27 protein-coding genes, 1 tRNA gene, 1 pseudogene and 1 other annotated feature are annotated in these 25,790 nt (G+C 66.5%); of the genes and pseudogenes, 14 read left to right on the forward strand and 15 right to left on the reverse strand.

The features are described 5' to 3' along the window. Positions 1-6 precede the first annotated feature (6 nt). From ACIGKQ_RS09685 to ACIGKQ_RS09695, 3 genes are all read right to left on the reverse strand, one after another. On the reverse strand, positions 7-1,233 hold the full coding sequence (locus ACIGKQ_RS09685) for an MFS transporter (protein ID WP_235725303.1): 1,227 nt from the start codon (positions 1,231-1,233) through the stop codon (positions 7-9). 109 nt (positions 1,234-1,342) lie between these two features. Continuing rightward, on the reverse strand, positions 1,343-1,789 hold the full coding sequence (gene soxR, locus ACIGKQ_RS09690) for a redox-sensitive transcriptional activator SoxR (RefSeq protein ID WP_235725302.1): 447 nt from the start codon (positions 1,787-1,789) through the stop codon (positions 1,343-1,345). A gap of 68 nt (positions 1,790-1,857) precedes the next feature. Next, positions 1,858-2,715 (reverse strand): universal stress protein, encoded by an 858-nt coding sequence (locus ACIGKQ_RS09695; protein WP_235725301.1) that lies wholly within the window; start codon positions 2,713-2,715, stop codon positions 1,858-1,860. A gap of 135 nt (positions 2,716-2,850) precedes the next feature. Here ACIGKQ_RS09695 and ACIGKQ_RS09700 point away from each other — a divergent pair, with 135 nt between their 5' ends. Next, positions 2,851-3,243, forward strand: coding sequence for a hypothetical protein (locus tag ACIGKQ_RS09700; RefSeq protein WP_235725300.1), 393 nt, complete (start codon positions 2,851-2,853; stop codon positions 3,241-3,243). 37 nt (positions 3,244-3,280) lie between these two features. On the opposite strand, the gene ACIGKQ_RS09705 is transcribed toward ACIGKQ_RS09700, so the two are convergent. Beyond that, on the reverse strand, positions 3,281-3,532 hold the full coding sequence (locus ACIGKQ_RS09705; RefSeq protein WP_235725299.1) for a type B 50S ribosomal protein L31: 252 nt from the start codon (positions 3,530-3,532) through the stop codon (positions 3,281-3,283). 3 nt (positions 3,533-3,535) lie between these two features. Continuing rightward, the gene (gene mrf, locus ACIGKQ_RS09710) at positions 3,536-4,843 is read right to left on the reverse strand and encodes a ribosome hibernation factor-recruiting GTPase MRF (protein WP_372475298.1); all 1,308 of its coding nucleotides are present in this window, start codon (positions 4,841-4,843) and stop codon (positions 3,536-3,538) included. Between the two features lie 168 nt (positions 4,844-5,011). Here mrf and rpmB point away from each other — a divergent pair, with 168 nt between their 5' ends. The 4 genes from rpmB to rpsR are packed head-to-tail and all read left to right on the forward strand — an operon-like array spanning position 5,012 to position 6,008. After that, positions 5,012-5,248 (forward strand): 50S ribosomal protein L28, encoded by a 237-nt coding sequence (rpmB, locus tag ACIGKQ_RS09715; protein ID WP_235725297.1) that lies wholly within the window; start codon positions 5,012-5,014, stop codon positions 5,246-5,248. After that, positions 5,248-5,412, forward strand: a complete 165-nt coding sequence (gene rpmG, locus ACIGKQ_RS09720) for a 50S ribosomal protein L33 (protein ID WP_235725296.1) — start codon at positions 5,248-5,250, stop codon at positions 5,410-5,412. The genes rpmB and rpmG overlap by 1 nt, the downstream gene beginning before the upstream one ends. Beyond that, positions 5,412-5,717, forward strand: coding sequence for a 30S ribosomal protein S14 (gene rpsN, locus ACIGKQ_RS09725; protein WP_235725295.1), 306 nt, complete (start codon positions 5,412-5,414; stop codon positions 5,715-5,717). Before rpmG ends, rpsN begins: the two co-directional genes overlap by 1 nt. Positions 5,718-5,744: 27 nt before the next feature. Continuing rightward, positions 5,745-6,008, forward strand: coding sequence for a 30S ribosomal protein S18 (gene rpsR / locus ACIGKQ_RS09730; RefSeq protein WP_372475271.1), 264 nt, complete (start codon positions 5,745-5,747; stop codon positions 6,006-6,008). Between the two features lie 8 nt (positions 6,009-6,016). On the opposite strand, the gene ACIGKQ_RS09735 is transcribed toward rpsR, so the two are convergent. Beyond that, entirely contained in the window at positions 6,017-7,825 is a 1,809-nt protein-coding gene (locus ACIGKQ_RS09735) for a sodium:proton antiporter (protein WP_235725294.1), read from the reverse strand. Positions 7,826-8,025: 200 nt separating this feature from the next. Here ACIGKQ_RS09735 and ACIGKQ_RS09740 point away from each other — a divergent pair, with 200 nt between their 5' ends. From ACIGKQ_RS09740 to ACIGKQ_RS09750, 3 genes are all read left to right on the forward strand, one after another. Beyond that, positions 8,026-9,039: a diiron oxygenase gene (locus tag ACIGKQ_RS09740; RefSeq protein ID WP_287015550.1), complete on the forward strand. Its 1,014-nt coding sequence runs from the start codon at positions 8,026-8,028 to the stop codon at positions 9,037-9,039. Positions 9,040-9,073: 34 nt separating this feature from the next. Further along, positions 9,074-10,597, forward strand: a complete 1,524-nt coding sequence (locus ACIGKQ_RS09745) for a 4Fe-4S binding protein (protein WP_396573416.1) — start codon at positions 9,074-9,076, stop codon at positions 10,595-10,597. 123 nt (positions 10,598-10,720) lie between these two features. Then, the gene (locus ACIGKQ_RS09750) at positions 10,721-11,419 is read left to right on the forward strand and encodes an EamA family transporter (RefSeq protein WP_308191727.1); all 699 of its coding nucleotides are present in this window, start codon (positions 10,721-10,723) and stop codon (positions 11,417-11,419) included. On the opposite strand, the gene ACIGKQ_RS09755 is transcribed toward ACIGKQ_RS09750, so the two are convergent. Continuing rightward, positions 11,416-12,698 (reverse strand): IS3 family transposase gene (locus ACIGKQ_RS09755; protein ID WP_396573419.1). Its coding sequence is split into 2 segments (ribosomal slippage): positions 11,416-12,410 and positions 12,410-12,698, totalling 1,284 coding nucleotides; the frame shifts between segments, so codons are not numbered across the junction. The genes ACIGKQ_RS09750 and ACIGKQ_RS09755 overlap by 4 nt on opposite strands. After that, positions 12,292-12,420, reverse strand: a sequence feature (AL1L pseudoknot). It overlaps the preceding gene by 129 nt. A 53-nt stretch (positions 12,699-12,751) precedes the next feature. Here ACIGKQ_RS09755 and ACIGKQ_RS09760 point away from each other — a divergent pair. Next, a pseudogene (locus tag ACIGKQ_RS09760) lies at positions 12,752-13,024 on the forward strand (EamA family transporter); the annotation flags it as partial. Positions 13,025-13,224: 200 nt separating this feature from the next. Further along, entirely contained in the window at positions 13,225-14,022 is a 798-nt protein-coding gene (locus tag ACIGKQ_RS09765) for a maleylpyruvate isomerase family mycothiol-dependent enzyme (protein WP_235726209.1), read from the forward strand. A 33-nt stretch (positions 14,023-14,055) separates the two neighbouring features. Here ACIGKQ_RS09765 and ACIGKQ_RS09770 read toward each other — a convergent pair whose 3' ends face one another. Further along, positions 14,056-14,667, reverse strand: a complete 612-nt coding sequence (locus tag ACIGKQ_RS09770; RefSeq protein ID WP_396573421.1) for a helix-turn-helix domain-containing protein — start codon at positions 14,665-14,667, stop codon at positions 14,056-14,058. Between the two features lie 18 nt (positions 14,668-14,685). Between ACIGKQ_RS09770 and ACIGKQ_RS09775 the strand changes: the two genes are divergently transcribed. Beyond that, complete coding sequence (locus tag ACIGKQ_RS09775) at positions 14,686-15,420, forward strand: AzlC family ABC transporter permease (protein ID WP_235726176.1); 735 nt, start codon at positions 14,686-14,688, stop codon at positions 15,418-15,420. Continuing rightward, complete coding sequence (locus ACIGKQ_RS09780; protein ID WP_235726177.1) at positions 15,417-15,737, forward strand: AzlD domain-containing protein; 321 nt, start codon at positions 15,417-15,419, stop codon at positions 15,735-15,737. The genes ACIGKQ_RS09775 and ACIGKQ_RS09780 overlap by 4 nt, the downstream gene beginning before the upstream one ends. Positions 15,738-15,804: 67 nt before the next feature. Here ACIGKQ_RS09780 and ACIGKQ_RS09785 read toward each other — a convergent pair whose 3' ends face one another. Beyond that, positions 15,805-17,166, reverse strand: a complete 1,362-nt coding sequence (locus tag ACIGKQ_RS09785) for a DEAD/DEAH box helicase (protein WP_396573423.1) — start codon at positions 17,164-17,166, stop codon at positions 15,805-15,807. A gap of 461 nt (positions 17,167-17,627) precedes the next feature. Here ACIGKQ_RS09785 and ACIGKQ_RS09790 point away from each other — a divergent pair, with 461 nt between their 5' ends. Then, the gene (locus ACIGKQ_RS09790; RefSeq protein ID WP_235726179.1) at positions 17,628-18,116 is read left to right on the forward strand and encodes an FBP domain-containing protein; all 489 of its coding nucleotides are present in this window, start codon (positions 17,628-17,630) and stop codon (positions 18,114-18,116) included. 6 nt (positions 18,117-18,122) lie between these two features. Here the strand turns inward: ACIGKQ_RS09790 and ACIGKQ_RS09795 are convergent, their stop codons facing one another. Next, complete coding sequence (locus tag ACIGKQ_RS09795) at positions 18,123-19,778, reverse strand: putative bifunctional diguanylate cyclase/phosphodiesterase (protein WP_396573425.1); 1,656 nt, start codon at positions 19,776-19,778, stop codon at positions 18,123-18,125. A gap of 353 nt (positions 19,779-20,131) precedes the next feature. Next, a tRNA-Ala gene (locus tag ACIGKQ_RS09800) sits at positions 20,132-20,204 on the reverse strand. Positions 20,205-20,343: 139 nt separating this feature from the next. Here ACIGKQ_RS09800 and ACIGKQ_RS09805 point away from each other — a divergent pair. Continuing rightward, on the forward strand, positions 20,344-21,102 hold the full coding sequence (locus ACIGKQ_RS09805) for a hypothetical protein (RefSeq protein ID WP_396573427.1): 759 nt from the start codon (positions 20,344-20,346) through the stop codon (positions 21,100-21,102). Here ACIGKQ_RS09805 and glpR read toward each other — a convergent pair. The 4 genes from glpR to ACIGKQ_RS09825 form a co-directional block, all read right to left on the reverse strand. Further along, positions 21,083-22,531, reverse strand: coding sequence for a gephyrin-like molybdotransferase receptor GlpR (gene glpR, locus ACIGKQ_RS09810; RefSeq protein WP_396573428.1), 1,449 nt, complete (start codon positions 22,529-22,531; stop codon positions 21,083-21,085). The two genes, ACIGKQ_RS09805 and glpR, sit on opposite strands and share 20 nt — an antisense overlap. Before the next feature lie 146 nt (positions 22,532-22,677). After that, entirely contained in the window at positions 22,678-23,334 is a 657-nt protein-coding gene (locus ACIGKQ_RS09815) for a GNAT family N-acetyltransferase (protein WP_235724691.1), read from the reverse strand. A gap of 21 nt (positions 23,335-23,355) precedes the next feature. Continuing rightward, the gene (gene glp, locus ACIGKQ_RS09820; protein ID WP_235724692.1) at positions 23,356-24,660 is read right to left on the reverse strand and encodes a gephyrin-like molybdotransferase Glp; all 1,305 of its coding nucleotides are present in this window, start codon (positions 24,658-24,660) and stop codon (positions 23,356-23,358) included. A 93-nt stretch (positions 24,661-24,753) separates the two neighbouring features. Further along, a complete protein-coding gene (locus ACIGKQ_RS09825) occupies positions 24,754-25,710 on the reverse strand; it encodes a UTP--glucose-1-phosphate uridylyltransferase (RefSeq protein ID WP_235724693.1) in 957 nt (318 codons plus the stop codon). Positions 25,711-25,790: the final 80 nt, after the last annotated feature.

The following is a 25,790-nucleotide window of genomic DNA, read 5'->3' on the forward strand; positions in this document are numbered from 1 at the left end:
CCCGTGTTAGGGATCGTTCGGGTCGCGTTCCACCTCGGTCAGGTGTGGGCCGCTGCCCACCACCGCGGGGGCGGTCTCGCCGGCGAACGACCACAGGACAAACGCGACCGCCGTGACGACCCCGGTCAACAGGAACGCCGGACCGAATCCGGCGCGGTCGGCGACGAAGCCCACCACGACCGGCCCGCTCACCGCGCCGAGATCCGACGACATACCGTAGGCGGCCAATGCCGACCCGCCCTGCTGCCGATTGCCCAACACGTCGGCCAGCGCCGCCTGGTGTGTCGGCGCAAACAGGCCGGAGCCGACTCCGGCGACCAGACAGAGTCCCAGCGCCACCAACAGATTGGGCGACAGGCCGAGCGCACCGGTGGCGATCGTGGCGATGGCGAGGCCGGGCAGCATCACCGGCCGTCGGCCGAAGGTGTCCGACAGTCGTCCGGCGACGACGATGGCGGCCACGTTTCCGACGGCATAGACGGCCAGCGCCACCCCTGCCATCGCGGCGCCCTCGTCGAGTCCGTCGGTGATGAACAGCGGCACCACCGCGACCCGAACCCCCATCGACGCCCATCCCTGCGCGAAGTTCGACGTGAGGACGGCCCGGTAGGTGCTGTTGCGCAGGGCGGTCCGAAATGCGATGACGCCGGCGCTCGGAGCCGACGACGGGTCGGGCCGCCCGCCCTGATCGCGCAACTGTGTGGCCACCACCGCCGCCGCGATCATCAGGGCGATCGAATAGACGACGAACGGCATCCGCAGACCGAAACCGACCAGGGCGCTGCCGATCAGCGGACCGGTGATGTTTCCGATCAGGAATCCGGCCGAGAAGTATCCTGAGACGCGGCCGCGGATCTCGCCGGGCGCCATCCGGATCAGCAGTGCCATCGCCGACACCGTGAACATCGTGGAACCGACCCCACCGGCCGCGCGGAACAGCAGCAGTTGCCAATAGCCCTGCGCAAACGCACATGCGAACGTGCTGCCCGCGACGATGAGCAGTCCGATGAGATAGATCCGACGCTCGCCGAAGACGGTGACGAGGCGACCGGTGGTGGGGGCGAACAGCAACCGCATGACTGCGAATGCGGAGACGACCGCCGATGCCGCGGTGAAGCTGACGTTGAAACTACGCGCGAATGCCGGCAGCGCAGGCGCGATGAGGCCGTATCCGAGTGCGATGACGACGTTGGCGGCCAGCAGAACCCAGATTCCGCGGGGGATCTGTCTCACGATGCCGGTCTTGTCGTGTCGATATCTGGGCCCATGATGATCACGACACTATCGACCCGCGACGTCACGATGCCCAGCGGCATCGATCATCGTCGGCGCTCAGGACCACTCAGTCACGCATCAGCCGCCGCGGTCCGGGGCCGAGTTTGTTCATCTCGTCGCCGGGATTGAGCAGATGGCACTCCCCCAGCGACAGACAACCGCAGCCCACGCAAGAGCCGATCATGTCGCGCATGTTCTCCAGCAGGGCGATGCGGTTGTTGATGTCGTCGATCCATCGTTTGGAGGCGGCTTCCCACATCGACTTCGGCGGCGACTCGTGATCGCCGAGTTCGCCGAGCACGTCGGCGATCACGGCCAACGGGATGCCGGCGGTCTGCGAGGCGCGGATGAAGGCGACGCGGCGCAGCATCGCGCGATGATATCGGCGCTGATTGCCCGAGGTCCGTCGACTGAAGATCAGCCCCTGGTCCTCGTAGAACCGCACTGCCGACGGTGCGATGCCGGCCCGCTGCGCCAACTCTCCCACCGACAGTTCGAGCTTCTTCAGCGACACGCCACCATCGTAGGTCGGCACCCACCAAAGCCGAGAGCTGCCGGTATCCGGCAGCTCTCGAGTCGAGATCACTCCCGCACGACCATCACCGGGCACTCGGCCTGGTGCAGGATCTTCTGGCTGGTCGAGCCCAGCAACAGCCCGGTGAAGCCGCCGCGGCCTCTGCTCCCGACCACGATCAGCTGTGCGTCGCCCGCCGCATCGAGGACGGCTTTGGCCGGTTCCTCCGGGATCACCACCCGTTCGACGACGACGTCGGGATTGTCGGCCGAGTAGCCGGCGAGGCGTTCGGCGACGGCTTCGACAGCTTCGCCCGACATCCGGGTGACCTCGGCGGGCTCGATGCCGTAGCCGTGCAGGGCGTCCACGTCCAGGGGTGTCCAGGTGTGCACGGCCACGAGCTTGGTCTTACGCAGCGCGGCCTGCCGAAAGGCTTCGGCCACCGCCACATCGCTGACCGGCGAATCGTCGACACCCACCACCACCGGTCCGTCGCCACCGGCACCGGCGACCACCACGACCCGGCCGTGGAAGTGTGCGGCGACACTGACACTGACCGATCCCAGGAACAAGCCTTTGATCGAGCCCAATCCGCGGGTACCGAGCACGATGGTGCCGGCGTCCTTCCCGAGCTCCAGCAACACACGCGCGGCGTCGCCTTCGGCGGTCGAGGTGTGCAGGGTCACGTCCGGAGCCGTCTGCTTGGCCAGCTCGGCGGCAGCGTGTACCGCGTCGGTGGCGTCCTGTCGGATCGCGTCGACGACGTCTTGCGGGATGATCAGGCCCGGTGCGTAGTTGCTGGTGCTGATGTCATAGACACCGACCAGCTTCAGTTCCACGCCTTCGGTCACGGCCGCCTTCGCAGCCCAACGGACGGCAGCGTCCGAGGCATCCGATCCGTCCACACCGACGAGAATCGCACTCATTTCGGTACCACTCCTCACTCGTGTCCACCTAGGTCCTCCTGCCATCCTGCCCCTGCGCGGCCGTTCGAGCAAAGGGCAGAAAGTCCCGGTCACAGGAGGTTTCACCGACCGCGTAGGGTGGAGTTGAGGTGAGCGATGACCAACCATGAGCAACTACACCGCGAGCGGAGGGCACCGGCCGCACCGTCGGAGTCCGACGAGAACCGTGCGGCACCCAACGACTTCGGGCGGACCGGACCCGCACCGCGCGGCAACGAGGTGCGTTCGGCCATCGTGCACGGTGTCGCGACACTGGTGATCGCACTGATCGTGGCGACGGTCGCCGGTGCCACCGACGGCACCGCCGAGACCGCACTGATCGTGCTCGCGCCGATCGTGGTGCTGATCGGTGCGCTGACCGCGTTGTGGCGCACCTACCGAAGTTGGCGCTCCGGTGGACGGTGGCAGATCTGGCAGGGCGCCGCATGGTTCCTGCTGGCGATGTTCATCTTCTTCTTGTCCGGGGTGGGCCCGCTGATCACCTCGTGACCAGATTCGCTGAGACAGGACGCCTCTCCAGCCGGCGTCAGCGACCGTATCTCGGGTAGCGCCGGTTGAACTTCTCCACTCGACCGGCTACATCGCGTACGCGTGCCACGCCGGTGTAGAACGGATGCGATTCGCTGGTCACGTCGACGGTGATGCGCGGATAGGTGTTGCCGTCGGTCCACTCGACGTGATCGTCGGACGTGGCGGTCGATCGGGTGAGGAACTGCGAACCCGTGGACGCATCGCGGACGACGACGGAATGGTAGTCGGGGTGGATGTCTCGTTTCATCGGTCAGGCCTCTCGTTGGTCGGTGTTGTCGGTGATCGACACGGCGTCGACGGTCGCGGTGTCGGTCAGATCGAGATCGTCGCAGGGATCGGTATGAAATCCGCCGAACGGATCGTCGAGGGTCGCCCAGAACTCCTGTCCGGCGGCGAATTCGACTTCGTTCAGACACGCATCCCGCAGTGCGTCCTGGATTTCGGATGCGTCTGCGCGATGAACCAGGGCCACCAGAGATGTGTGCCGATCGCCGTAGCGCTCGTCCCACCGCAGGGCCGCCATCGCGCGTCGTTCCGCGGGCTCCCGGTCGACCTCCGACTCGTCCATCGCGGCAAGCCATGCGCCACCGCGGGCAACCTGCAGGGCACCACCGGCCGACTCGAGCCATAAGGCCTCTGCGGGCTGGGTCGCGATCCACAGCCTGCCGCGTGCGGTCACCACCCCGTCGAGCAGGGCGTCGATGGCATCGTGCAGTCGCCCCGGGTGCATGGGCCGTTCGGAGTGGAATTCCACCCAGGACACGCCGCAGTCGGCGTCCAGTGGCGGCTCGCCGCGCAGCAACGGGTCGTGTGGGGCGTCCACACGGCCCCGGCGCGACATCGGCGCCACCGCGGCGAGCAGGCGTTCGAGGAGAATCGTCGTCACCGGACGCTGCGGCAACTCGATCATGATGGGTGCGTTCGGGGCGAGCCGCTTGAGCACAGCGGTCAACCGCGCGGACTCCCACGCGTCGCGCATTGCCCGATCGCAGCCCGCCACCACGAGCGCGTCGGCAAATGCCACCTGGCCGACTGCCACCTGCGCCAGCGTGCGGTCGTCGTCGACATGATCGAACCCGGCCTCGGCGAGTGTGTTGTCGCCGGTTGCCGATTCGAGCCAATCCTGCTCGGCGACGCAGGCTATCGTCGCCTCGATCCGGACATCACGCGATGCCGGACCGTCGAGGAAGCCGGGCATTGACTCGACCACGACCTCGTCGATCGCCCAGGCGATGCGCTCGGGTTCGAGGATCGGATCCAGGGTCAACACGATCCGGCGCACCGACGAACGTCGATGGAGCCTGCGCAACAGCGGGAGCAGATCCTCACGAAGCGTGCAAGGCACGCATCCGTGGGCGAGTTCGACGCCGATTGTCCGTTCGCGTCGCCGCCCATCCGGGTCAACCCAGCTCATGAGCCGAGCCACCCTGCCGTCAGCGACGTGCGAGAAGTCGTGATGCACCAGGACGGTCCCTGCGGTATCCAAACTCATCTCACCCGTGAGAGCATCCCCGACCCGCGATACCGCCGCCGCCTCAAGCCCCGTCACGAGCACGATCGGCGTCCGCTCGTCGGTCGTCGATGGCGCGCCACGTCGCCGAGCCGGTCCTCCGTCGTTCACCGTCTACCACCTTCTTGACAACAATTTCCATTTAGTCGAGACCGACGGTACCGTGACAGCCACACAAACGCCAATCATTTCCAATAGCACGAGAGGAGCACCTCAATGTCCCAACGCTGTCAGGTGACCGGCCGCGAACCCGGGTTCGGCAAACAGGTGTCACATTCGCACGTCCGCACGTCGCGGCGGTGGAACCCCAATATCCAGCGCCGGCGCTACTACGTGCCCGGCGAGGGCCGCTACGTGACCCTGCGCGTGAGCGCCAAGGGAATCAAGACCATCGACAAGGTCGGAATCGAGTCGGTTCTCGCGACGATCCGTGCGCGCGGAGAGAAGATCTGATGGCCCGCAACGAGATCCGACCGATCATCAAGCTGCGGTCGACGGCCGGCACCGGCTACACCTACGTCACGCGCAAGAACCGGCGCAACGACCCCGACCGGATGGTGTTGCGCAAGTACGACCCAGTCGTGCGCAAGCACGTCGACTTCCGAGAGGACCGCTGATGGCCAAGAAGTCCAAGATCGTCCGCGACCGACAACGGCGCGAGATCGTCGCCCGGTATGCGCAGACCCGCGCCGAGCTCAAACGGACCATCGCCGCGTCGACGTCGTCCCCCCGGCAACGGGGAGACGCCCAGCGCCGGTTGCAGCGACTACCCCGCGATGCGAGTCCGACGCGGCTGCGCAACCGCGATGCCGTCGACGGACGCCCCCGCGGCTACATCGGCAAGGCCGGGCTCTCCCGGGTGCGCTTCCGCGAACTCGCCCACCGGGGCGAACTCCCCGGCATCCAGAAGTCCAGCTGGTGATCACCCATTCGAACCCGAGGTAACACAGTGGCCCGCAAACCAACTCGACCGTCCCGAGACATCCCGACGAAACGCGCGCGCAATCTGTTGCACGGTCACGGCATCCATGTCGACGGCAACAACCCCGTCGACTACAAGGATGTGGCCCTGCTCCGACAGTTCCTGTCCGACAAAGGACGCATCCGCAGCCGCCGGGTGACCGGCCTGACCCCCCAACAACAGCGCCAGGTCGCCACCGCGATCCGCAATGCCCGGGAAATGGCCCTACTGCCCTACGACACCCGACGCTGACTGCGAGCTCAATCGTCGTCGACGCGCATGTCCAGACTGATCTCCTCCGCGTCGAGTTGCGCCAGTTCGTGACTCAGCAGGTTGGAGTGGTAGGTGCCGGTCGACCGCATACGCATGAGGGTTTCCCGCTGAGCGTCGATGACCTCGCGGCGGGTCTGCTCGAACGCGGCCCGAAAAGCCAGGTTGGTGCCGATGACGGTGTCGTCGGCATCGGCCTGGCGTTCCATCTTCTCGATCCGTTCACGAATCCAGGGAAAGCGTCCCGCGACATCGGATCTAGCGAGGGTTTCCGACGCAGTCCGCGACAACTCGGCATGCAGGCGAGTGCGTTCGGCCGCGCGGTCGTCGGACACATCAGCCAACCGCAGCACCCGGATCAGCCAACCGAGAGTTCCACCCTGCACGATCAGCGAGGCCGCAGCGACCACGAACGCAATGAGCACCAACAGTTCTCGCGACGGAGTGTCGGCCGGGAGGGTCTGCGCTGCCGCCAGGGTCACGACACCACGCATCCCGGCCCAAACGATGATCGCGCCTTCCTTGGGGCCCATCGGCGAGGCGGTGTAGTAGTCGATATCGGCCATGGCACGGGTGATCCGGTCACGCACCCGCTGCGCCGATTCGGGGTTCTCGGCGAATGCGGCCGTCGACAGCTGTTCGGCTCTCGCCCGGTTCCGTTTTGCCCGACCGAACCGTAGCGAGGGCCGTCGTCCCCGCTCGGCACTGGTGGCCGCGACCCCGGTGCCATCTGCGGCCGCCCGGCGGGACTTCTCGACAATGGAGGCGTCCATGTTCTCCAGATATGGCCGCATTGCCGTACGTCGACGTGCGACCCGGTCGAGCCATACGATCAGCGGGGTCACGTAGAGCGCCCGCACCACCGCGGTCATGGCCAGCGCCGACAACCCGATCCAGACAGCTGTGACGATGCCGCCGTGGTCATTACGGACGTCGACCAACAGAGCCCACAACTCCAACCCCATCAAGAGAAAGACCCCACCTTCGGCGAGAAACTCCACCGTTCGCCAATTCTGCGCGTCCGAAACCCGATGACGGGGTGAGAGGTAGCGGACCGCGCCGGCACCGGTGATCAGGCCGGCGGTGACCGCCGCGACGAGCCCGGAGGCCCCGAGCTCCTCGGCCGGCAGGTAAGCCAGATAGGGCACTGTGAACGAGATCGCGGTGTTGACGGTGGCGTCACCGACCCGGCGCCGAACCCAGAGGTTTCCCCAACCGACTACGGCACCGATCGCCACCGCGGCGATGACCGCCCAGAGAAAGCTGACGGCCACGTGACCGAACGAGAAACCGGCAGCGGTTGCCGCGACCGCAGCCCGAAGCAGCACAAGTGCGGTGGCGTCGTTGAGCAGGCTCTCACCCTCCAAGATGGCGATCACCCGGCCAGGCACGCCCAGTCGTTTGGCGATCGACGTCGCGACCGCGTCGGTCGGCGAGACGATGGCCCCCAACGCGATCCCCGTGGCCAGATCCACGCCGGGAATGATCTGGTCGAAGAAGACACCCAAGACCACCGAACTGATGACCACCAGCACCACCGACATCGCACTGATCGCCGCGAAGTCTCGCCGGAAGTCCATCGTCGGCATGGACACCGCCGCCGAGTAGAGCAGTGGCGGTAGCACGCCGATCAGGATCCATTCCGGATCGACCTCTACTTCCGGCACGAACGGCAGCACACCGATGATGGCGCCGGCAACGACCAGCAGCAATGGCGCTGCCACGCGAATCCGCGGGCCGATGACGTGCGCGGCGGCAATGCCGAGCACCGCGAGGATCACGAACAGGATTTTCTCCATGCCGACCATCCTGTCGCAGCATCGCCGATGCCGGTGCGGCACGCAGTGCCATCGCGAATTGTGACATTGAATGTTGACATATACCTGCCGTCGAACTACGTTCAGAAACCATCGACCGAGCCCTCGGCCACCTGAGTCGAGATCTTGGTCAACCGAGCCGGACAGCAGGATTCTGAGCACGCAAAGGACCCGCAGCCATCATGACGAACGCCATCGACCGCATCGGCGCCACCTACGTCCCCGAGGCCCCCCAGGCGCCGGCAGACGACTACACACAGGTGCTCGACGACCTGTCGAGCGCGTCGGTGCATCGGAATTTCGACCCCTACATCGATATCGACTGGGACTCGCCGGAGATGGCCATCGTGCCCGATGACGAGCGCTGGATTCTGTCCGCCGAGGTCGACCCGGTCGGTCGACACCCCTGGTACCAGCAGCTACCCCGCGACAAGCAGATCGAGATCGGCATGTGGCGACAGGCCAATGTCGCCAAGGTCGGACTGCAGTTCGAATCGATTCTGATCCGCGGCCTCATGCAGTACAGCTTCAAATTGCCCAATGGCGCCAAGGAGTTCCGCTACACCACGCACGAATCCAAGGAGGAGTGCAATCACACCCTGATGTTCCAGGAGTTCGTGAACCGCTCCGGAATGGACGTGCCCGGCGCCAAGATCGGTTATCGCCTGATCTCGCCGCTGGTACCTCTGGCGTCGACGATCTTTCCGACGGTGTTCTTCTTCGGTGTGCTCGGCGGCGAGGAACCGATCGACCACATCCAGAAAGACTTCCTACGCACGCGCGCCAACCTGCATCCGACCATGGCCGCGGTGATGCAGCTGCACGTCGCTGAGGAGGCCCGCCACATCTCCTTCGCGCACCACCTCCTGCGCGAGACTGTGCCGCAGAAGGGTCGCGTCCAGCGATTCCTGCTGTCGTTGATGTTCCCGCTCACCATGCGCATCCTGTGCGGTGCCATCGTGGTGCCGCCGAGGTCGTTCCAGCGGCGTTTCGACATCCCGAATGAGGTGATGCGCGACATCTTCTGGCGGTCACCGGAGTCAAAGCAGTTCCTACGAAACGTATTCGGCGATGTCCGGATGCTCGGCGAGCAGTGCGGGCTGATGAACCCCGTCTCGCGCCTGTTGTGGAAGCTGCTGGGTATCGGCGGACGCCCGTCACGGTTCCGCAGCGAGCCCACCTACACCGCGGCCTGATACCGCACCCGCCCACTGCTGCAACGGAACCGAAATGCCTCACGTCGTCACACAGGCGTGCTGCGGAGATGCCTCGTGTGTCTACGCATGCCCGGTGAACTGTATCCATCCCACTCCCGAGGAGCCCGGGTTCGGCACCTCGGAGATGCTCTACATCGATCCGTCGACGTGCGTCGACTGTGGTGCCTGCGTGAGCGCATGTCCGGTGAGCGCCATCGTGCCCGGCCATCGACTCCCCGATGAACAGGCACGGTTCGCCGACATCAACGCCGCCCACTTCGATGGGCCCGCCGCCGATGCCGTCCGCTTCCCGGTCGACACCGCGCAACGACTCCCACTGGCCCCCATCAGCAAGCCGAGGCAACTGAGTGTCGATGCGCCGTTGTCGGTGGGCATCGTGGGCTCCGGCCCGTCGGCGATGTACGCGGCCGACGAGTTGCTGCGGCATCCACAGGCCTCGGTGACCATCTACGAACGTCTGGACCGCCCGTTCGGCCTGGCCCGCTTCGGGGTGGCACCCGACCACCTCGCCACGCGATCGGTGATGAGACTGTTCGATGACATCGCACGCGAACCGCGCTGCGACATCCGGCTCAACGTCGCCGTGGGGGCTGACGTCACGTTGGATGCACTACAGCGCCGTCATCAGGCAGTCATCTGGGCCGGCGGCGCGCCCACCGACCGGCGGCTCGACATCGAGAATGCCGACGCCCCAGGCGTCCTGAGCGCAACCGCGCTGGTCGGCTGGTACAACGGCCATCCCGATCACGCCGATCTCGATGTGGACCTCTCCAGCCGACGGGCCGTGGTGATCGGCAACGGCAACGTCGCCCTGGACGTGGCCCGAATCCTCACTGCCGATCCGGCGTCTCTCGCCGACACCACGATCTCGCGGCGCGCGTTGGCGGCGCTGCGGCGCTCCGCGATCGACGAGGTGGTGGTGCTGGGTCGTCGCGGAGCCGCCCACGCCGCGTTCACCCTGCCCGAGCTGGTGGGGTTGGTCGAGACCGGCGTCAATGTGGTCCTCGACCCCGCCGATCTCGGCTCGGCGGCCGACCTGGTCGTCGACGACGCGACGACGCGAGCGAAACTGGAAGTGTTGGCCGAGGTGGCCGGTCGGCCACCCGGTGACGGACCTCGCATCCGGCTCGCCTTTCACCGTTCGCCGTCGGCGGTCCGCCTCGGCCCCGACGGCCACGTCAGCGGCCTCGTCACCGACCACACACGCATCGGAGATTCCGGGGCCGTCGAACCCACCGGCGTCTCCGAATCGATCGACACATCGCTGATTCTCACGTCGATCGGATATCGCGGCGTGGCCATCGCGGGCCTGCCTTTCGACGACGTCCGCGGCGTCATCCCGCACGATGCCGGCCGCGTCGTAGACGACGGTGTGCCCCGCCCCGGCATGTACGTGACCGGGTGGATCAAGCGCGGTCCCTCGGGCTTCATCGGCACCAACAAGACCGACTCCGCCGAAACCGTCGCATCGTTGCTGCGCGATCACGAATCGGGGAAACTCGCGGCAACGTCCGACGCACTGAGTCCGCTCGGCTGACCGGTCGTGCCGATGTGCACGCTCGCCCTGTGACAAGGTTCGCCCGCACCGTCGGCTTCGCTACATTGTGCCGATGAGCCAATGGTGTCCCCGTACCGGGCATGATGCACGCCGACCGGTGTCGTGACAATCCGGTCACGCACGTCGACGGGTCTGGTGCTCGGCCTGGGCTCCTCGGCCGCCTTCGGGTTGTCCGGCGTGCTCGCCCGGGCAATGATCGATGCCGGGTGGACCGCCGGCGCCACCGTGACCGTACGGATCGCGCTCGGCGCGGCGATTCTTCTCGTTCCCGGAGTCGTCGCACTGCGCGGCCGCTGGGGTGCGCTGCGCCACGCATGGCCGATCCTGCTCGCCTACGGCGCTCTCGCCGTGGCCACCTGCCAGCTCGCCTACTTCTACGCGGTGACCTACCTACAGGTGGGGGTCGCGCTGCTGATCGAGTACACCGCACCCGTGGCCGTCATCGGTTGGATGTGGCTGCGTCACCGCCAACGCCCCGGGCGGCTGACCATCATGGGTGCGGTGATTGCGCTGGCAGGTCTCGCACTCGTGCTCGATCTGCGCGGTGACGTCGGCACCGACGTGATCGGTGTCTTGTGGGCCCTGATCGCGATGGTGGGTGCGGCGGCATACTTCGTGATCTCCGCCGACGACCGGATCGCGCTACCGCCGTTGACGCTGGCGGCGGGCGGGCTCACGGTTGGTGCGGTGATTCTCGCAGTGGCCGGCCTGGTGGGGGTCTTGCCGATGGCGACGTCGTCACTCGACGTAACGCTCGCCGGCCGGTCTGAATCGCCCCGGGTTTGCTGGAGGCTCGGTTAGTTGGTTCCAGCGTTTGCGGGGACCGGGTTCTCACGGTAGCTGGTGACGGTGTGGGTCGACCAGTAGGCGCTCTCGTACTCGACGGGTGGGACGTGTCCGATCTCGCCGTGCAGGCGGCGGTGGTTGAACCATTCGACGTACTCAGCGACGGCGATCTCGACCTCGCCCACACCTGCCCAGCCGCCTCGCGGGCGCATCACGGGGTTACGGATGCATTCGGCTTTGAACAGCGAGTTGAACGCCTCAGCCATCCCGTTGTCGTATGAATCCCCTTTGGAGCCAACAGATGTCACCGCTTCGGCTTCGGCCAGTCGTTCGGTGTAGCGGATGGCTCGGTATTGCACTCCGCGGTCGGAGTGGTGGATCAGCCCGGCCACGTCGTGGCCGGCACGCGACCGTGCCCACAATCCCATGTTCAGGGCGTCGAGGGCGAGGTCGGTGTGCATGGTGGTCGAGACCTGCCAGCCGACGACCATCCGCGAGAACACGTCCAGGACGAACGCCGCGTACACCCAGCCCGAGTGGGTGCGGATGTAGGTCAGGTCCGCCACCCACAACGCGTTCGGTGCCGCCGCGGTGAACTGACGGTTGACCCGGTCAGCCGGCCGGGGTGTTTCAGCTCCCTCGCTGCGCGTGGTCTTGCGTGTCTTGAGTCTCGCTATCCCTTGCAGCCCATCGGCTTTCATCAATCGCTCGACGGTGCAGCGGGCAACACTATGGCCCTGTCTGCGCAATTGGGCATGCACCTTGCGGGCACCGTAGACGCCGAGGTTGTCGGCATGCACCGCGCGGACCTGGGTAAGGAGCTCCCGGTCACGCACCACACGAGGCGCCTCGGTCTTCTGGGGGCTCAGGTGGGCTCGTACCGTGGACGGAGCGATCTGGGCGGACGTATCGCGCAATGCCGCACAGATCGGATCGACTCCGTGTTCATCGCGGTGAGCCGCGACGAACTCCACGATCAGCGCTGTGGGCGGTCGATCTCCGCCGCAAAGAAAGCCGAAGCCTGCTTCAAGATCGTGTTCGCTCGCCGCAGTTCACGGTTCTCCCGCTCCAACGCCGCGATGCGGTCAGCGTCCTCACTCGTGGTGCCCGGGCGGACCCCGCCGTCGATCTCGGCCTGACGAACCCAATTGCGCAACGCCTCGGGATGGACTCCGAGCTGATCGGCGATCCGCTTGATCGCACCTCTCGACGAATCGGGATCTTGTCGCGCTTCACATGCCATCCGGGTGGCCCGGTCCTTGAGTTCCTCACTGTACTTGCGTGGTGCTGCCATGCTCTCCATCCTTCACAGGTTCGAGAGCCTCCGACAGACCCGGGGCGGTTCAGTCGATGCCGTGGTGGGTACCAGCTGTCGTGTTGGGGGTGGTGAGCGCGGCTGTTGCCTACTCCATGGGTATTGCCGCCGGCCGACGCCTGGGGTCGCGGGTGATGAGTTTCGTCGGACTGTCCGAAGTGCTGTTCGCAGTCGCCTTCGCCTGGGCAGCACTCGCCGAACTACCCACCGCTGTGCAACTCGTCGGTGGTGTGTTGATCGTCGTCGGCGTGATTGTCGTGCGGTCCGGCGAAGCATCTACCCGAGGCGAAGAGCCGGTGATCTGACGAGGCAGGCAACGCCATCGGGGACCACCGACTGAGACAACTGTCCCAGATCTCGCACTGCGACGGCGCACACCAGATCACTGACAGCAATTGAGTTCACCACCGCACATTCCAGGTGAACAGTCGTGATTCCCCTGTCCGCCAAACGGTTCCGAGATATCCTGGCATCCACTTGTTCAGGGGGTGCACGGGTGAAGACAATGTACTCGCGGTTCGATTACATCGACGCCGCGCGCGATTCGGGGGAACGTTTCGCCGAGTTGGTGCGGACCGTCGCCGAACCCGACGCCCGCCTCACGAGTACCCCGGGATGGACCGTGGTCGACTGCCTCGGCCACGTGGCCGCCACGCCGGGCCGCTACCTCGAACTGATCGAGGGCACGGGTTCGTGGCCGCACCGGCCCAAGGACCTACCCGATTTCAACGCCAAGCAGATAGCGAACATGTCAACCCGGGACATCCATCGGCTGACCGAGCGTTTCCTCGACGACCTGGACCGCCTCCTCTACGCCGTGTCACATTTCGGCGCCCGGGTACCGGTGATGAACTTCGATGCGGATTCACGGGTTCGGTCCGACGCGGCACTGGGCATCCTGATCGGCGAGTTCCTCATCCACGGTCACGACGTGGCCACCGCCGTCGGCGCGTCGTGGCAGATCGACCCGAAGGTGGCGCCCCTCGTGGCGCGCGGGCGCCATCAGGTGCTGCCTCGGTGGCTGGTGGAGTCATCGTGCGGCGGACATTCGGCGACCTATGACATCCGCCTCCGCGGGTGCGACGAAAGGTATGTCTACGAGTTCACCGACGGCCGACTCGTGATCGACCCACCGCAGTCGCGCCATCCCGACGTGCACATCAGTGTCGACCCGGTGGTAGCCATGCTGGCGGCGTACGGACGGATGTCGCCGACGTGGGCGGCCGTGACCGGCCGGGCGTTCGCCTGGGGCGCGCGCCCGTGGCTGGCCGCCGGCCTCTGCCGCCGCTTCGCACCGGCGTGATCAGATCCTTCGCCGATAGGCATCATTCCGCGATCAGGTCGATTCACTGATCATGACGGCAACGGTTTCGGGTTCGAGCGCGGCGAACACGTGCTCGACATCGCCCGCATACGACACGTAGTCACCCGCGGCCAGTTCCACCTCGCTGCCGGTGGGCCCGACTTTCGCTCTACCGCTACTGATCACCACCAGTTCCACCACGCCGCGGGCGTGCGGCGCGGAGATTCTCGGCTCACCCGGCTGCGCACGGATCAGATACAGGTCGCGCCGCGTTCCGGGCCGTGCTGTCGACAGCAGGGTCGCCGAGTAGTCGGCTGCGGCAGCCGGGATGAGTGGACCGTCGCCGAATCGAATCACCTCCACCGACCGGGTCGGTGTGTCCAACAATGCCGAGAACTGCACTCCCAGCGCCGTCGAGAGTGCCCAGAGCGTCTCTACACTCGGGTTCCCCTCGCCGGTCTCCAGCTGCGACAGGGTCGACTTCCCGATCCGGGCGCGCCGAGCCAGTTCGCCGATCGACAATCCCGCCCGGGTCCGTTCCCGCTTGAGCGCGGCAGCAACGACGCGTTTGGGATCCGACGGAGCAACATCCGTCGAATCGTTCGATTCATAGGACGATCGTCCATCTTGACGAACACCTGGCATAGGTCCACTATAGTGGACATGCGTTCGCTTCGGAGAACACTTGATCGTGCCACTGTTCGCACAGTGCTCGTCATGAGCATGTCCGTGCTGGTCATCGGCGCGTCGTATGGCGTCACCGCCCACTCCGCAGGCCTGGATTGGTGGCAGATCGTCGTCATTGCGACTGTGGTCCTCGCCGGCTCCTCGGAGTTCGTGTTCGTCGGCATCATCGCGGTGGGCGGTGCGCCCCTACTCGCCGCGCTCGCCGGTCTGGTGGTCAACACACGCAATTTCGGCTACGGACTGTCGATGGGGCGATTCCTTCCACGCGGATGGCCGACAGCGCTCGCCGCCCACCTGATCAACGATGAGACCGCCGCGGTCACGGCCGTCGAAACCGATCAGCGGCGGGCTCGCGCCGCCTTCCTTCTCTGCGGCGCCGGAGTGCTGGTCAGCTGGCCACTCGGGTCGGCCATCGGGGTCGCGATCGGCGAGATCGTCGCGGACCCGGCGTCACTCGGTCTCGACGCAGCCTTCCCCGCACTGCTCGCCACACTCGCCATCCCCGCACTGCGCGAACGAAAAACGCTGTGCGCCGCCCTTGTCGGCGGAGCAGCAGCCGTGGCGGCGACACCGCTCCTACCGGCCGGGGTGCCCATCCTGTGCGCCTTGGCCGGTCTGGCCGTGATCGCACGCGACTCCGGAGACAGACGTGGCACCCCGGCCGCCCAGGGCACCCCCGTCGACCATCAACGGCAGGAGTACGCACCATGAGCACCATCGACCTGCTGGCCGGAGCGGCACTGCTCGCTGTCGGTACGTACCTCATCCGGGTGGCCGGACCGGCGTTACGCAACCGCTACGAGGTGAGCCCGACCGCGGCCGCGTTGCTCGACCGGGCGGCGATCCTGCTGCTCGTCGGCGTCGCGGTGACGGGCGCGGTGTTCGCCGGTCAGGAGTTCGCCGGCTGGGCCCGTCCGGCCGGAGTGGCCGTCGGCGTGGTCGCAGCAGTCTGCCGGGCACCCCTGATGATCGTGATCCTGCTCGCGGCCGGCGTCACGGCCGGCATGCGAGCACTCGGCGTCGCGTGATCTCTCGCGAAGCCGAACCGGCAGATCGGTCGGCCTCACGGTCCGGATGACGCTGGTGCCCCGCGGTCTACCGAGCTCCCGCGCCGCTCCGGCTACCCGCAGTGGCAGCGCCGCGGCCACCACGGCGGGCGGCGCCACCACGGCGCCGCTGGCCGTCACTCGGGCGACGCGCGCCCTGCCCACGTCCCCGTCCGCCGTTGCCGCGCTGGCCACGGGGTGCGGCGTTACGGGGCGGATTCTGCACCGGCTTGGGTTGCGGCGCCACGAACTCGGCGCGGGCACCGATGAGGTCGTCGACCTCGACGGAGGCCGCGTCGACGCGGGTCGGCGCCACCTTGATATTGGCCTTACGCAGCAGTCCCGCGACGTCGCGGCGCTGATCCGGCAGGCAGATGGTGACCACGTCGCCACTACTGCCCGCGCGTGCGGTACGTCCCGAGCGGTGCAGGTAGGCCTTGTGCTCGGCGGGCGGGTCGACGTGAACCACGAGTTCCACACCGTCAACGTGCACGCCACGCGCCGCGACGTCGGTGGCCACCAGCACGCGGACCCCGTCGGCGCCGAAGGCCTTGAGGTTCCGGTCGCGTTGGGCCTGGCTGAGGTTGCCATGCAGGTCGACGGCGGGGATTCCGCCGTCGGTGAGCTTCTTGGCCAGCTTCTTGGCCTGATGCTTGGTGCGGGTGAACAGGATTCGACGCCCGCGCCCGGAGGCGAGCTCGCGCACAAGATCGTTCTTGGCGCCCGGGTCGACCTCGAAGACGTGGTGGGTCATCTGAACAGGAGCCGTGGTCTCCTCGGTGGAATGCACAGTCGGCTTGCTCAGGAAGCGCTTGGCCACCTTGTCGACCCCGTTGTCGAGCGTGGCGGTGAACAGCATGCGCTGCCCGTCGCGCGGGGTGGCGGCAAGAATGCGCGTGACACCGGGAAGGAAGCCGAGATCGGCCATGTGATCCGCCTCGTCGAGCACGGTGATCTCGACATCGTCGAGTCGCACGATGCCCTGGCCCATCAGGTCTTCGAGCCGACCGGGGCACGCGACCACAATGTCGACCCCACGGCGAAACGCCTCCTCCTGCCGATTCTGGCGGACGCCACCGAAAACGGTGGTCACGGTCAGGTTCAGCGCTTTGGCCAACGGGGTGAGCACCGCGGCGATCTGGGTCGCGAGTTCGCGGGTGGGCGCCAGCACCAGGCCGGTGGGTGCGCCCGGTCGTCGGGTGACCTCCATCTCGGCCAACCCGGCGACCATCGGGATGGCGAATGCGAGGGTCTTACCGGAGCCGGTCTTGCCGGAACCGATCACATCGTTGCCGGCCAGGGTGTCGCCGAGGGTCTCGGCCTGGATCGGGAACGGCTCGGTCTTGCCCTCGGCAGCGAGGACACGGACGAGTTCGGCAGGTACGCCGAGTGAAGCAAAAGTAGTGGACAAGGTCCGTCTTTCTCTGTGGACACCGAGCAGCGTCAGACCGCGGGTCGGGGTCGGATGGCGAAGACGCATCTGTGCGTGTTCGTTCGCCGTATGAAGTCAAAGAGCAGGCGCTTGAAGCCTGTCGAAGAAGCGTTCTACGACGCGTTGACCGCACCTGATCGGTGCATCAATGAGACCAGGCTACGCGAGGCCCGTCGACCCGGCCAAATCATCGTGATGCACGTCATGCCTGTTGCTCCTGGTGACATGCGCGGCAGCCGAAATGACGTTGACACCTCAACCGTCGACGACGACGATGACCCACCGTGTACTCATTCGTGTCGTTGCCCACCGGGTGTGCGGAGGTTGCCGGCGTCGTGCGCGCCGACAACTGACCGCCCTGCCCCGTCGACGTGACTCCGCTCGGACCACGTCGGCAGACGCATGCCTTCACACGCCACGACATGAGGTCATCGATACACATGTATGCACTTACCGAATCCGCTATCCGTTCCTCGCTCGTCAACGCCTCGGTCCGCGAGCGCAAGGCGTTGAGCCTGCCGCTCGATTATACCGAATTGCGTTGGGAGGAAATGGATTTCCTGGGTTGGCGGGATCCAAAACTGCCGCAGGTCGGCTATCTCGTCATTCCACACGACGACACCGACGTCGGAATCATGCTGCGCCTGGGCGGTCGGCAACCACGAACCCGGCCGCAATGCTCGTTCTGCCAAGATGTCCACCTGCCCAACGAAGTGTCGTTCTACAGCGCCAAACTCGCCGGAGCCGCGGGGCGCAAAGGCGACACGGTGGGCATTCTCATGTGTTCGCGGTTCGAGTGTTCGGCGAACGTTCGGACCAGGCCGTCGGCGATCTTCGCCGGCGACGACCCCGAAGCGGTTCGGCAACAGCGAATTGCCACCTTGCGCAGGCACCTGAATGGATTTGCGCGGCGCATCCTGGTGCACTGACCACACTCAGTCGATGTCGACCAGCCGCTGCGGGAAGGCGTAGAAGAACCCCTGGGCGAAGTCGCACCCGGCGCGCACGATCGCCGCAGCCTGCCGAGACGTCTCCACCCCCTCGGCGATCACCGTGATCCCCAACGCGTGCGCGGCGGATGCGATGCCGGTCAACATCTGTTCGGCGCGGTCGGCCTCGTCGGCCGCGCCGTCCTCCATGTCGTCGACAAACGCCTTGGCCGTCTTGATGGTGGTGATGGGCATTTGGTACAGGTCGCTCAAACACATTCCGCCCGTACCGAAGTCATCGATGGCGAGCTGGCATCCGAGGTCGCGGATCGACGTCATCGTCGCCCGGATGCCCGTGCGGTCCCCGGCGGCGAGATCTCGCTCGGAGACCTCCACGCACAAGCGGCCGGGGTCCAATCCGGCGTCACCGAGCGCCAACTGCAAGCGCGGTACGAAGTGACGGTCGGCCAGTTCACGACGAGTGAAGTTCAGACACAACGTCAGTCCATCGGTCGTCCGCTCGTTCACGACGAACTCACGCATCGTGGTGTCCACGAGGTGTGCTCCGAGTTGTTCGATCAGATCAGTGCGCCGGGCGATCGCGATGAACTCACCGGGCGACACCTGGCCCAACTCCGGGTGGCGCCAACGCATCAGCGCCTCCAGCGCGACCCGCCCGTGCCCGCGCCCGACATCCACGACCGGGTGATAGTCGAAGTACAGCTGGCCGGGGTCGGAATTCACCGAGTTCCGTAGTTCGTACTCGATGCGTTGCCGCCGCAACCGATCCGAACGGTACTGCGGGCGAAACGAGGCGTACGGCCGGCCGGCCGAGTTCGTCCTCGCCTCCTGCAAGGCGATCTCGGCGTCGCGCAACATGTCTACCGGTGCGGGATCATCCACCAAATGGCGGGCCACGGCCACCCCCACCGACGCGGTGATCCGTTCGGTTCGCCCGTCGAGCGCAATGGGCTGGTCCACGAGCTCTCGGATGCGCGAGACCTGGTTCTCGAGGCGCGCGCTCAGGTCGTCGCGGATGAGCTCGACCACCACGAACTCATCGCCACCGAGTCGGCCGATGGCGGCATCGGTGCCCAAGGCGTCCCGCAACCGGCCGCCCACCGCGGTGAGGATGTCGTCGCCGACCGTCCGCCCCAGCGAATCGTTGATCACCCTGAAACCATCGAGATCCACGTAGTACACGCCCACGCTGTCCAGCGGCGCCGAACGCGTCGCCAAGTGATCGCCGATGGCGGCGAGTGTGCCTGCGCGGTTCAGCAGATCCGTCAGATCATCGTGAAACGCCCGCCATTCGAATCGACTCACGTCCCACTCGAGTCGAGCGGTTTCCTGGTGACGTTCGGTGATATCGGTGAACGTGACCACCGCCGCGAGCGTCCCGTCGTGCGCGATCTGGCGGCCGCTGCACGACAGCCAGCGCCGTCCCTGCGGCGCGATGATCGTGGCGATGTGATCGTCGAAGGGTTCCCCGGCCTGCACGCACCGGAGAATCGGTGACATCTCGGTGGCGGCGAAGTCGAGGCCGACATCGTCGATTCGCGCCCTCGTGATGTCAGATCCCAGATCCAACACGCTGCGCGCGGCCGCGTTGGCGATCTCGACGCATCCATCAGCGCCGATAACGATCACCGGTTGCGCCATGGATGCGACCACGAGCATCGCTCGGCGCCCCGCCTGCTCGTCACCCTGACCTGTATGGTCACCCCGACGGTCTGCCATCCAAGATCACGCCCCTCTGGGCGGTGACGCCAACGAGGCCACGCACTGCCTGCACGTCGAACTCATCAACGAACTTCCGGCGCGGGGCACTAATTCACACAGCACACCGGAGAATATACGTCGCTCGCGGCGGAGCGGATCGACGATCGGCCAGGCGTGAGTACCCTCACCGCACTCGACACCGAAATGCTCCAGACAAAAGCGCCCGACGCAAAGCCGCCGTCGACATTGTGTCGGCGGCGGCGCTGTGTCGGGTGCATTCAAGGCGGATTCTGTGGAGCTAAGGGGAATCGAACCCCTGACCTACTCGATGCGAACGAGTCGCGCTACCAACTGCGCCATAGCCCCGGGCGGTCGTGTGACCGGCCGTTGGCCACTCTAGCAGCCCGCACCCCGGTGCAACCAAACCACCGCACCGCCACGAAACCGGCTCGCTCACGGACTCGGCGAAATGTTTGCCGGCCCGGGAGCGGGCTAACCTCGCGGCATGGCGAAAATGTCCGATGACCAGGTCGCGGGGGTGCTCGACCGGGCCGTGGCCGGTATCAACCCGGTGCTCGACACGCTGGCCCGGCGCGACCCACTGGGGCTCAAGAAGCACACCTTCCACGACGACCCCCACCCCGACTCCCGAGTACAACGCGCGCTGCATCTACTCGCCCAGGGCCTCGACGCCGCCGACTGGCCGGGCACGCAGGGCTGGACGCGCCGCTCGATGCACGACCGCGCCGATTGGTGGGTCAATCGGATCGGCACCGTCAACACAGTGGCCGTGGCCTACCCCGGCGTCTTCGGCGGCTGGACGCGTCGACTTCCGTTGGCCTCCGTGCTCGGCTTCGCCAATCAGGCCATCGTGCTCATCGCCATCGCCCGCGAGTACGGGGTCACCGACCGCGCCCACCAGGTGCAGCTGCTGGCGTCGGTGCTGTGCAACCGGGAGATGTCGGCCACCACGGTCGACCACGCTGCCGATCGCGCCGACACCGACGCGCACGACGCCGACCAGCACCACGGCGCCACGCTGATCGGCGCGATCTGGGAAATCGCCACGATCCTGCGCGGTCTTTCCGACGAGTTCGATCGACGTCCGCAGCCCGTCCTGCCATTGCGGATGCTCGCCTACATCCCGGTGGTCGGGGCTCCGGTGACCTATGTGGGGGAACGCCTCGCGTTGTCGCAGGCAACGCGTCGCGGCCGCAAGTGGATCGCCGATCACCCTGCGGCGATCAGCCGGCGACCCGCCTGAGGCCGTCGTCCTCGCGCATGATGCGCCGACGCTGGAACGGCGGCAGATGGTCGAAGACCGGGTCCTCGTCGTCGATCTCGAGAACTGTGGCACCCCCGGGTCGCCGCAACCGGGGCGGCGGCGGTGCGGATTCGAACGCCGCCGCCGCGTCGGCCCGACGCCGACGCGACGCGAGTTCACGTTCGGACCGGCGCGCCCGGGCGGCCCGCTGAGCGCGAATCTTCTGCTCCAGCGCGACGGTCCGGCGCAGGTAGCCGAGGTAGGCCACGAGCATCACGGCGAGGACACCGGTGGCGATCCAGCCGGGTAACCCGACGAAGAAGCCGACGCCACCGGCAATCACCAGCAGCGTCAGCAATCCGATCAGAACACGCTGACGTTCCCGGTAGCGGAGTTCGGACTGGCGGGCATCCGGCGAGTACACCGAACGTCGTCGCGACCGCGAAGCGGTATCCGCGCTTCGCGGTCGGGAACGGGCGGGTGCCTCGGCCACACCGTCGCGGTCGGTCTCGACGTCATCCGCCAGATCGTCGTACTCGTCGGCGTCCGCATAGTCGTCAGCGTCATAGTCGTCGGCGTCATGGTCGTTGGCGTCCGAGTCGTCGGCGTCCGAGTCGTCGAACCCGGCCTCGTCATACTCGTCGTCGGCGCCATACTCGTCGTCCACGTCGTAATCATCTTCGTAGTCATCGGCGTCATCGGCGTCGTCGGTCGCGAACTCGGAATCGCTGTCCACGAACTCGTCGTCGAACTCGTAATCGTCAGCCGAGTCCTCCAGGTCACCGTCATCCAGGTCGGCCGGCTCGTGCTCCCCGGTCGCCATCTCCTCCATCGAGGCGATCTCGGCATCCTCCACGTCGTCGAGTTCCTCGTCGACCTCGTCACGCTCGGCATCGACGAATTCTCCGTCGAGGGTGATCTCCTCGTCGTGATCGGCAGCGTGGTCCGCGTCCGAGTCGCCGTCCAGGTCAACATCGGCGGAGATATCGGAACCGTCGGTGTCGTCGACGCTCGGCGCAACGGTGTCGGCCACCCTCGCGCGCCGCATCGTCGTCTGGACTGCGTCGTCGTCGGCGTCCGCATCGGCAGAGATCGTGTCGTGGTCAGCGTCGAACCGATCGGAATCGACGTTCTCGACGTCGGACTGGTCGCCTTCGGCCCGCTCGTCATCCTCCTCGTCGAGGACCGTGGTGGCCGACTCGGCGCGGTCGGACTTCGCGCGCCGCGACGTCCACGACGGGTCATGCGGGTGAGATCCGGCCGAGCGTCGACGGTCGCTGCGGGTTCGCGTCCCGCCGCGGTGCAACAGACGCGTCTCCTTCGCGGCCACTGTGGATTTCCGCATCTGCGGTCGGCCCTTGATGACCATCGGAACCAGCACGAAAAGCCATACGGCCACGAGGCAGACCCACAAGACTGAGTTCGGCATGCGACTCTCCCTTCTTTCACTCTGGTTACACGAGGCCACCTCACAATTTAGGCGCACGGACAGTGCACCCAGCGCAGACGCGCCGAGGCCCATGAACATTCGACGGATTCACAGGGCGCTCTCAGCCCGCCGCGCGCGAGGGGGGCTCAGTGAAAGGAAGCGCGCCCGGACCGGACGAGTGTCTCTGCGGCACTGCCGGTGACCTCTTCGGCGGTCAACGCGAACAGGATGTGATCACGCCAGCGCTTGTTGACGTCCATGTAGCGCTCCAACAAGCCCTCGCGACGGAAGCCGACCTTCGTCAGGACCGCTTGGGAAGCGACGTTGGCGGGTTGCACGGTGGCATCGAGACGATGCAACCCGACCTGACCGAAACAATGATCCACACCGAGCGCCACTGCCGCGGTGGCGATTCCCTGGCCGACATGTGATGCGTCGACCCAATACCCGATCCACGCGCTGCGCACCGCACCGCGCTGCACATTGCCGATGGTGAGCTGCCCGATGTAGACGCCGTCCAGCTCGATCACGAAGGGCAACACACTGCCGCGTTTGGCCTCCGACCGGAGCACCGAGTACAGCGGTGGCCAGGCACTGGGTTGGTGACGTTCGGCCCACGACCCGATCCCGGTCGGCTCCCACGGCATCAGCGTGTTCTGGTTTCGGATGCGCAACGTGCTCCAGGCCTTGGCGTCGCGCATCTTGACCGGGCGCAACATCACCGCGCCCGCCTGCGTATGCAGGGGACCCAATGTCGCGGGCCAGCCAGGATTGATCTGCGCCCCCGACAACCACCTCAACACGAGAGTGAGTTTATGTCCACGTCAACCGCGCTGCGCCAGGAACGCGACCTCGACCTCATCGCCGATGGCCAGTTCCTCCACATCCGGTTCGACGATGATCAGACAATTCGCCTCGGCGAGTTCGGCGAGCAGGTGGGAACTGCCCGTGGGCGACGCGCCGATCACCTGCACCAGGTACTCACCGGAACGCTCGTCGCGCATCAACTGGCCGCGCAGATAGCCTTTACGGCCCTGCACCGAGGCGATCGGTCCGATGGTCCGGGCGGTGATGACCCGTCGCATCGGCTGACGTTTGCCGAGTGCGATCCGGATCAACGGGCGCACCATCACCTCGAAGGTGACCAGTGCACTGACCGGATTGGACGGCAACAGGAAGGTCGGCACCTCGTCGCGCCCGAGACGACCGAATCCCTGTACCGACCCCGGGTGCATCGCCACCCGGAGGATCTCGAGCTCACCCAGATCACTCAGCGCCTCGGCGACGGCCCGCGACGCACTGCCTCCCACGGCCCCGCAGATCACCACGATCTCGGACCGGATCAGTTGCGCCTCAACGACTTCCCGCATTCGGGAGATCTCCCGTTCGGCGATGCCCACCCGGTTGACGTCGGCACCGGCGTCGCGGGCCGCGGCCGCCAAGGCGTAGCTGTTGACATCGTAGATCTGTCCCGGCCCCGGCGAACGATCGATGTCGACGAGTTCGCTGCCGATCGAGATCACCGACAGCCGCGGCCGCGGATGGACCATCACGCGCGCCTGGCCGACCGCTGCCAGCAGACCCACCTGCGCGGGCCCGATGATCGATCCGGCACGCACCGCGACGTCGCCGGGCTGCACGTCGTCGCCGATCCGGCGAACATAGTCACCGCTCTCGACTGCGTGGCCGACCTTGACCTTCTTCTCGCCGCCGTCGGTCCACCGCAGCGGGACGACGGCATCGGCCAGTGTGGGCATCGGCGCGCCGGTCTCCACGCGGACCGCCTGGCGCGGCTGCAGCCGGGTGGGTGTGCGTGCGCCGGGTTCCACCGACCCGACCACCGGCAGGGACACGATCATCTCCGTGCCGGGTTCGAGATCCACCAGCTCCGCCCCACCGGGATCGAAGTCCTCGATGTCTTCGGGTGCGATCGTGCCGGCCAGGTCCACATCGACCGCCCGCACCGCATAGCCGTCGATCGCGGCCTGGTCGAAGCCGGGCATGGGCCGTTCGGTGACCACCTCTTCGGCACACATCAGGCCCTGCGCCTCAGAGATCGCGACACGCACCGGCCGCGGCGCCACCGCGGCAGCGGTCACCCGGGTCAGATGATCTTCGACCGAACGCATCTCACCTCTCGCCCCATCTCGGCTGACAGACTTGACCAGACATTAGCCGGAGGTTGCCGCCGAATGGCGCAGGCGCGCTGTCGTCGCCGTCGGTCAGCTGTCGGCGAGGCGCTTGCCGAGCCAGTCGCGGAGGTCGGGCCCGTAGTCGTCGCGATCGAGCGCGAAGTCAACCGCGGCCTTCAGGTACCCGCCCGGATTGCCCAGGTCGTGCCGCGTCCCGTGATGGACCACGACGTGAACCGGCTCGCCCTCCTCGATCAGCAGCGCGATCGCGTCGGTCAGCTGCAATTCCCCACCCGCGCCCGGTTCGATTCGACGCAACGCGTCGAAGATCTTGCGGTCCAAGATGTATCGCCCGGCGGCGGCGAGATTCGACGGCGCGTCCTCGGCGGCCGGCTTCTCGACCATGCCCTTGAGCCGCTTGACGTTCGGGTTGTTGGCGTCGGGCAGGTCCTCCACCTCGAAGACCCCGTATGCGCTGATGCGATCTTCGGGCACCTCGATCGCGCACAGCACCGATCCACCACGACGTTGTCGCGTACGTGACATCACTTCCAGCACCCCGCCCGGCAGCACCAGGTCGTCGGGCAGGAGCACCGCGACGGCGTCCTCATCGTCGTCCAGGTACGGCTCGACACAACCGACCGCGTGTCCGAGTCCGAGCGGCTTCTCCTGAACCACCGACGCCACCTCGAGTAGAGAGGGAGCCTTGCGCACCTTCGCGAGCATCGCCGCCTTCCCGCGCGTGGCAAGGGTGTTCTCCAGCACCAGGTCTTCCACGAAGTGCGCGACCACGCCGTCCTTGCCCGGTGAGGTGACGATCAGGAGTCGCTCGGCGCCCGCCGATTTCGCCTCCTCGGCGACGAGTTCGATTCCGGGAGTGTCCACCACCGGCAACAACTCTTTGGGAACGGTTTTGGTTGCTGGAAGAAACCGCGTACCCAGACCCGCTGCGGGAACCACCGCGGTTCGCGGGATCGGTGGGGTGTTGGGCACGGATTCGTATTCGGTGAACACGTCGGTATTCTGGCTCACGTCACTGGTGCTCATGCGACCACCCTAGTGCTGTTTGCCGGCAACATCCTGTCGTGTGGCCAGCAGATTCCCGGGTGCGATGTTTCACGGCGTGG

The sequence above is a fragment of the Gordonia sp. NPDC062954 genome (genome assembly GCF_044543825.1).
GTDB lineage: Bacteria > Actinomycetota > Actinomycetes > Mycobacteriales > Mycobacteriaceae > Gordonia > Gordonia tangerina.

Excerpts from the sequence above, each read along its gene's own strand:
- ACIGKQ_RS09705 (WP_235725299.1), bottom strand. The coding sequence starts at position 3,532 with ATGAAACGAGACATCCACCCCGACTACCATTCCGTCGTCGTCCGCGAT.
- ACIGKQ_RS09745 (WP_396573416.1), top strand. The coding sequence starts at position 9,074 with ATGCCTCACGTCGTCACACAGGCGTGCTGCGGAGATGCCTCGTGTGTC.
- ACIGKQ_RS09790 (WP_235726179.1), top strand. The coding sequence starts at position 17,628 with ATGTATGCACTTACCGAATCCGCTATCCGTTCCTCGCTCGTCAACGCC.
- ACIGKQ_RS09735 (WP_235725294.1), bottom strand. The coding sequence starts at position 7,825 with ATGGAGAAAATCCTGTTCGTGATCCTCGCGGTGCTCGGCATTGCCGCC.
- ACIGKQ_RS09695 (WP_235725301.1), bottom strand. The coding sequence starts at position 2,715 with ATGAGTGCGATTCTCGTCGGTGTGGACGGATCGGATGCCTCGGACGCT.
- ACIGKQ_RS09700 (WP_235725300.1), top strand. The coding sequence starts at position 2,851 with ATGACCAACCATGAGCAACTACACCGCGAGCGGAGGGCACCGGCCGCA.
- ACIGKQ_RS09740 (WP_287015550.1), top strand. The coding sequence starts at position 8,026 with ATGACGAACGCCATCGACCGCATCGGCGCCACCTACGTCCCCGAGGCC.
- ACIGKQ_RS09775 (WP_235726176.1), top strand. The coding sequence starts at position 14,686 with ATGCGTTCGCTTCGGAGAACACTTGATCGTGCCACTGTTCGCACAGTG.
- ACIGKQ_RS09780 (WP_235726177.1), top strand. The coding sequence starts at position 15,417 with ATGAGCACCATCGACCTGCTGGCCGGAGCGGCACTGCTCGCTGTCGGT.
- rpsN (WP_235725295.1), top strand. The coding sequence starts at position 5,412 with ATGGCCAAGAAGTCCAAGATCGTCCGCGACCGACAACGGCGCGAGATC.
- ACIGKQ_RS09825 (WP_235724693.1), bottom strand. The coding sequence starts at position 25,710 with ATGAGCACCAGTGACGTGAGCCAGAATACCGACGTGTTCACCGAATAC.
- rpmG (WP_235725296.1), top strand. The coding sequence starts at position 5,248 with ATGGCCCGCAACGAGATCCGACCGATCATCAAGCTGCGGTCGACGGCC.
- ACIGKQ_RS09795 (WP_396573425.1), bottom strand. The coding sequence starts at position 19,778 with ATGGCGCAACCGGTGATCGTTATCGGCGCTGATGGATGCGTCGAGATC.
- ACIGKQ_RS09805 (WP_396573427.1), top strand. The coding sequence starts at position 20,344 with ATGGCGAAAATGTCCGATGACCAGGTCGCGGGGGTGCTCGACCGGGCC.
- ACIGKQ_RS09770 (WP_396573421.1), bottom strand. The coding sequence starts at position 14,667 with ATGCCAGGTGTTCGTCAAGATGGACGATCGTCCTATGAATCGAACGAT.
- glp (WP_235724692.1), bottom strand. The coding sequence starts at position 24,660 with ATGCGTTCGGTCGAAGATCATCTGACCCGGGTGACCGCTGCCGCGGTG.
- rpmB (WP_235725297.1), top strand. The coding sequence starts at position 5,012 with ATGTCCCAACGCTGTCAGGTGACCGGCCGCGAACCCGGGTTCGGCAAA.
- glpR (WP_396573428.1), bottom strand. The coding sequence starts at position 22,531 with ATGCCGAACTCAGTCTTGTGGGTCTGCCTCGTGGCCGTATGGCTTTTC.
- ACIGKQ_RS09765 (WP_235726209.1), top strand. The coding sequence starts at position 13,225 with ATGTACTCGCGGTTCGATTACATCGACGCCGCGCGCGATTCGGGGGAA.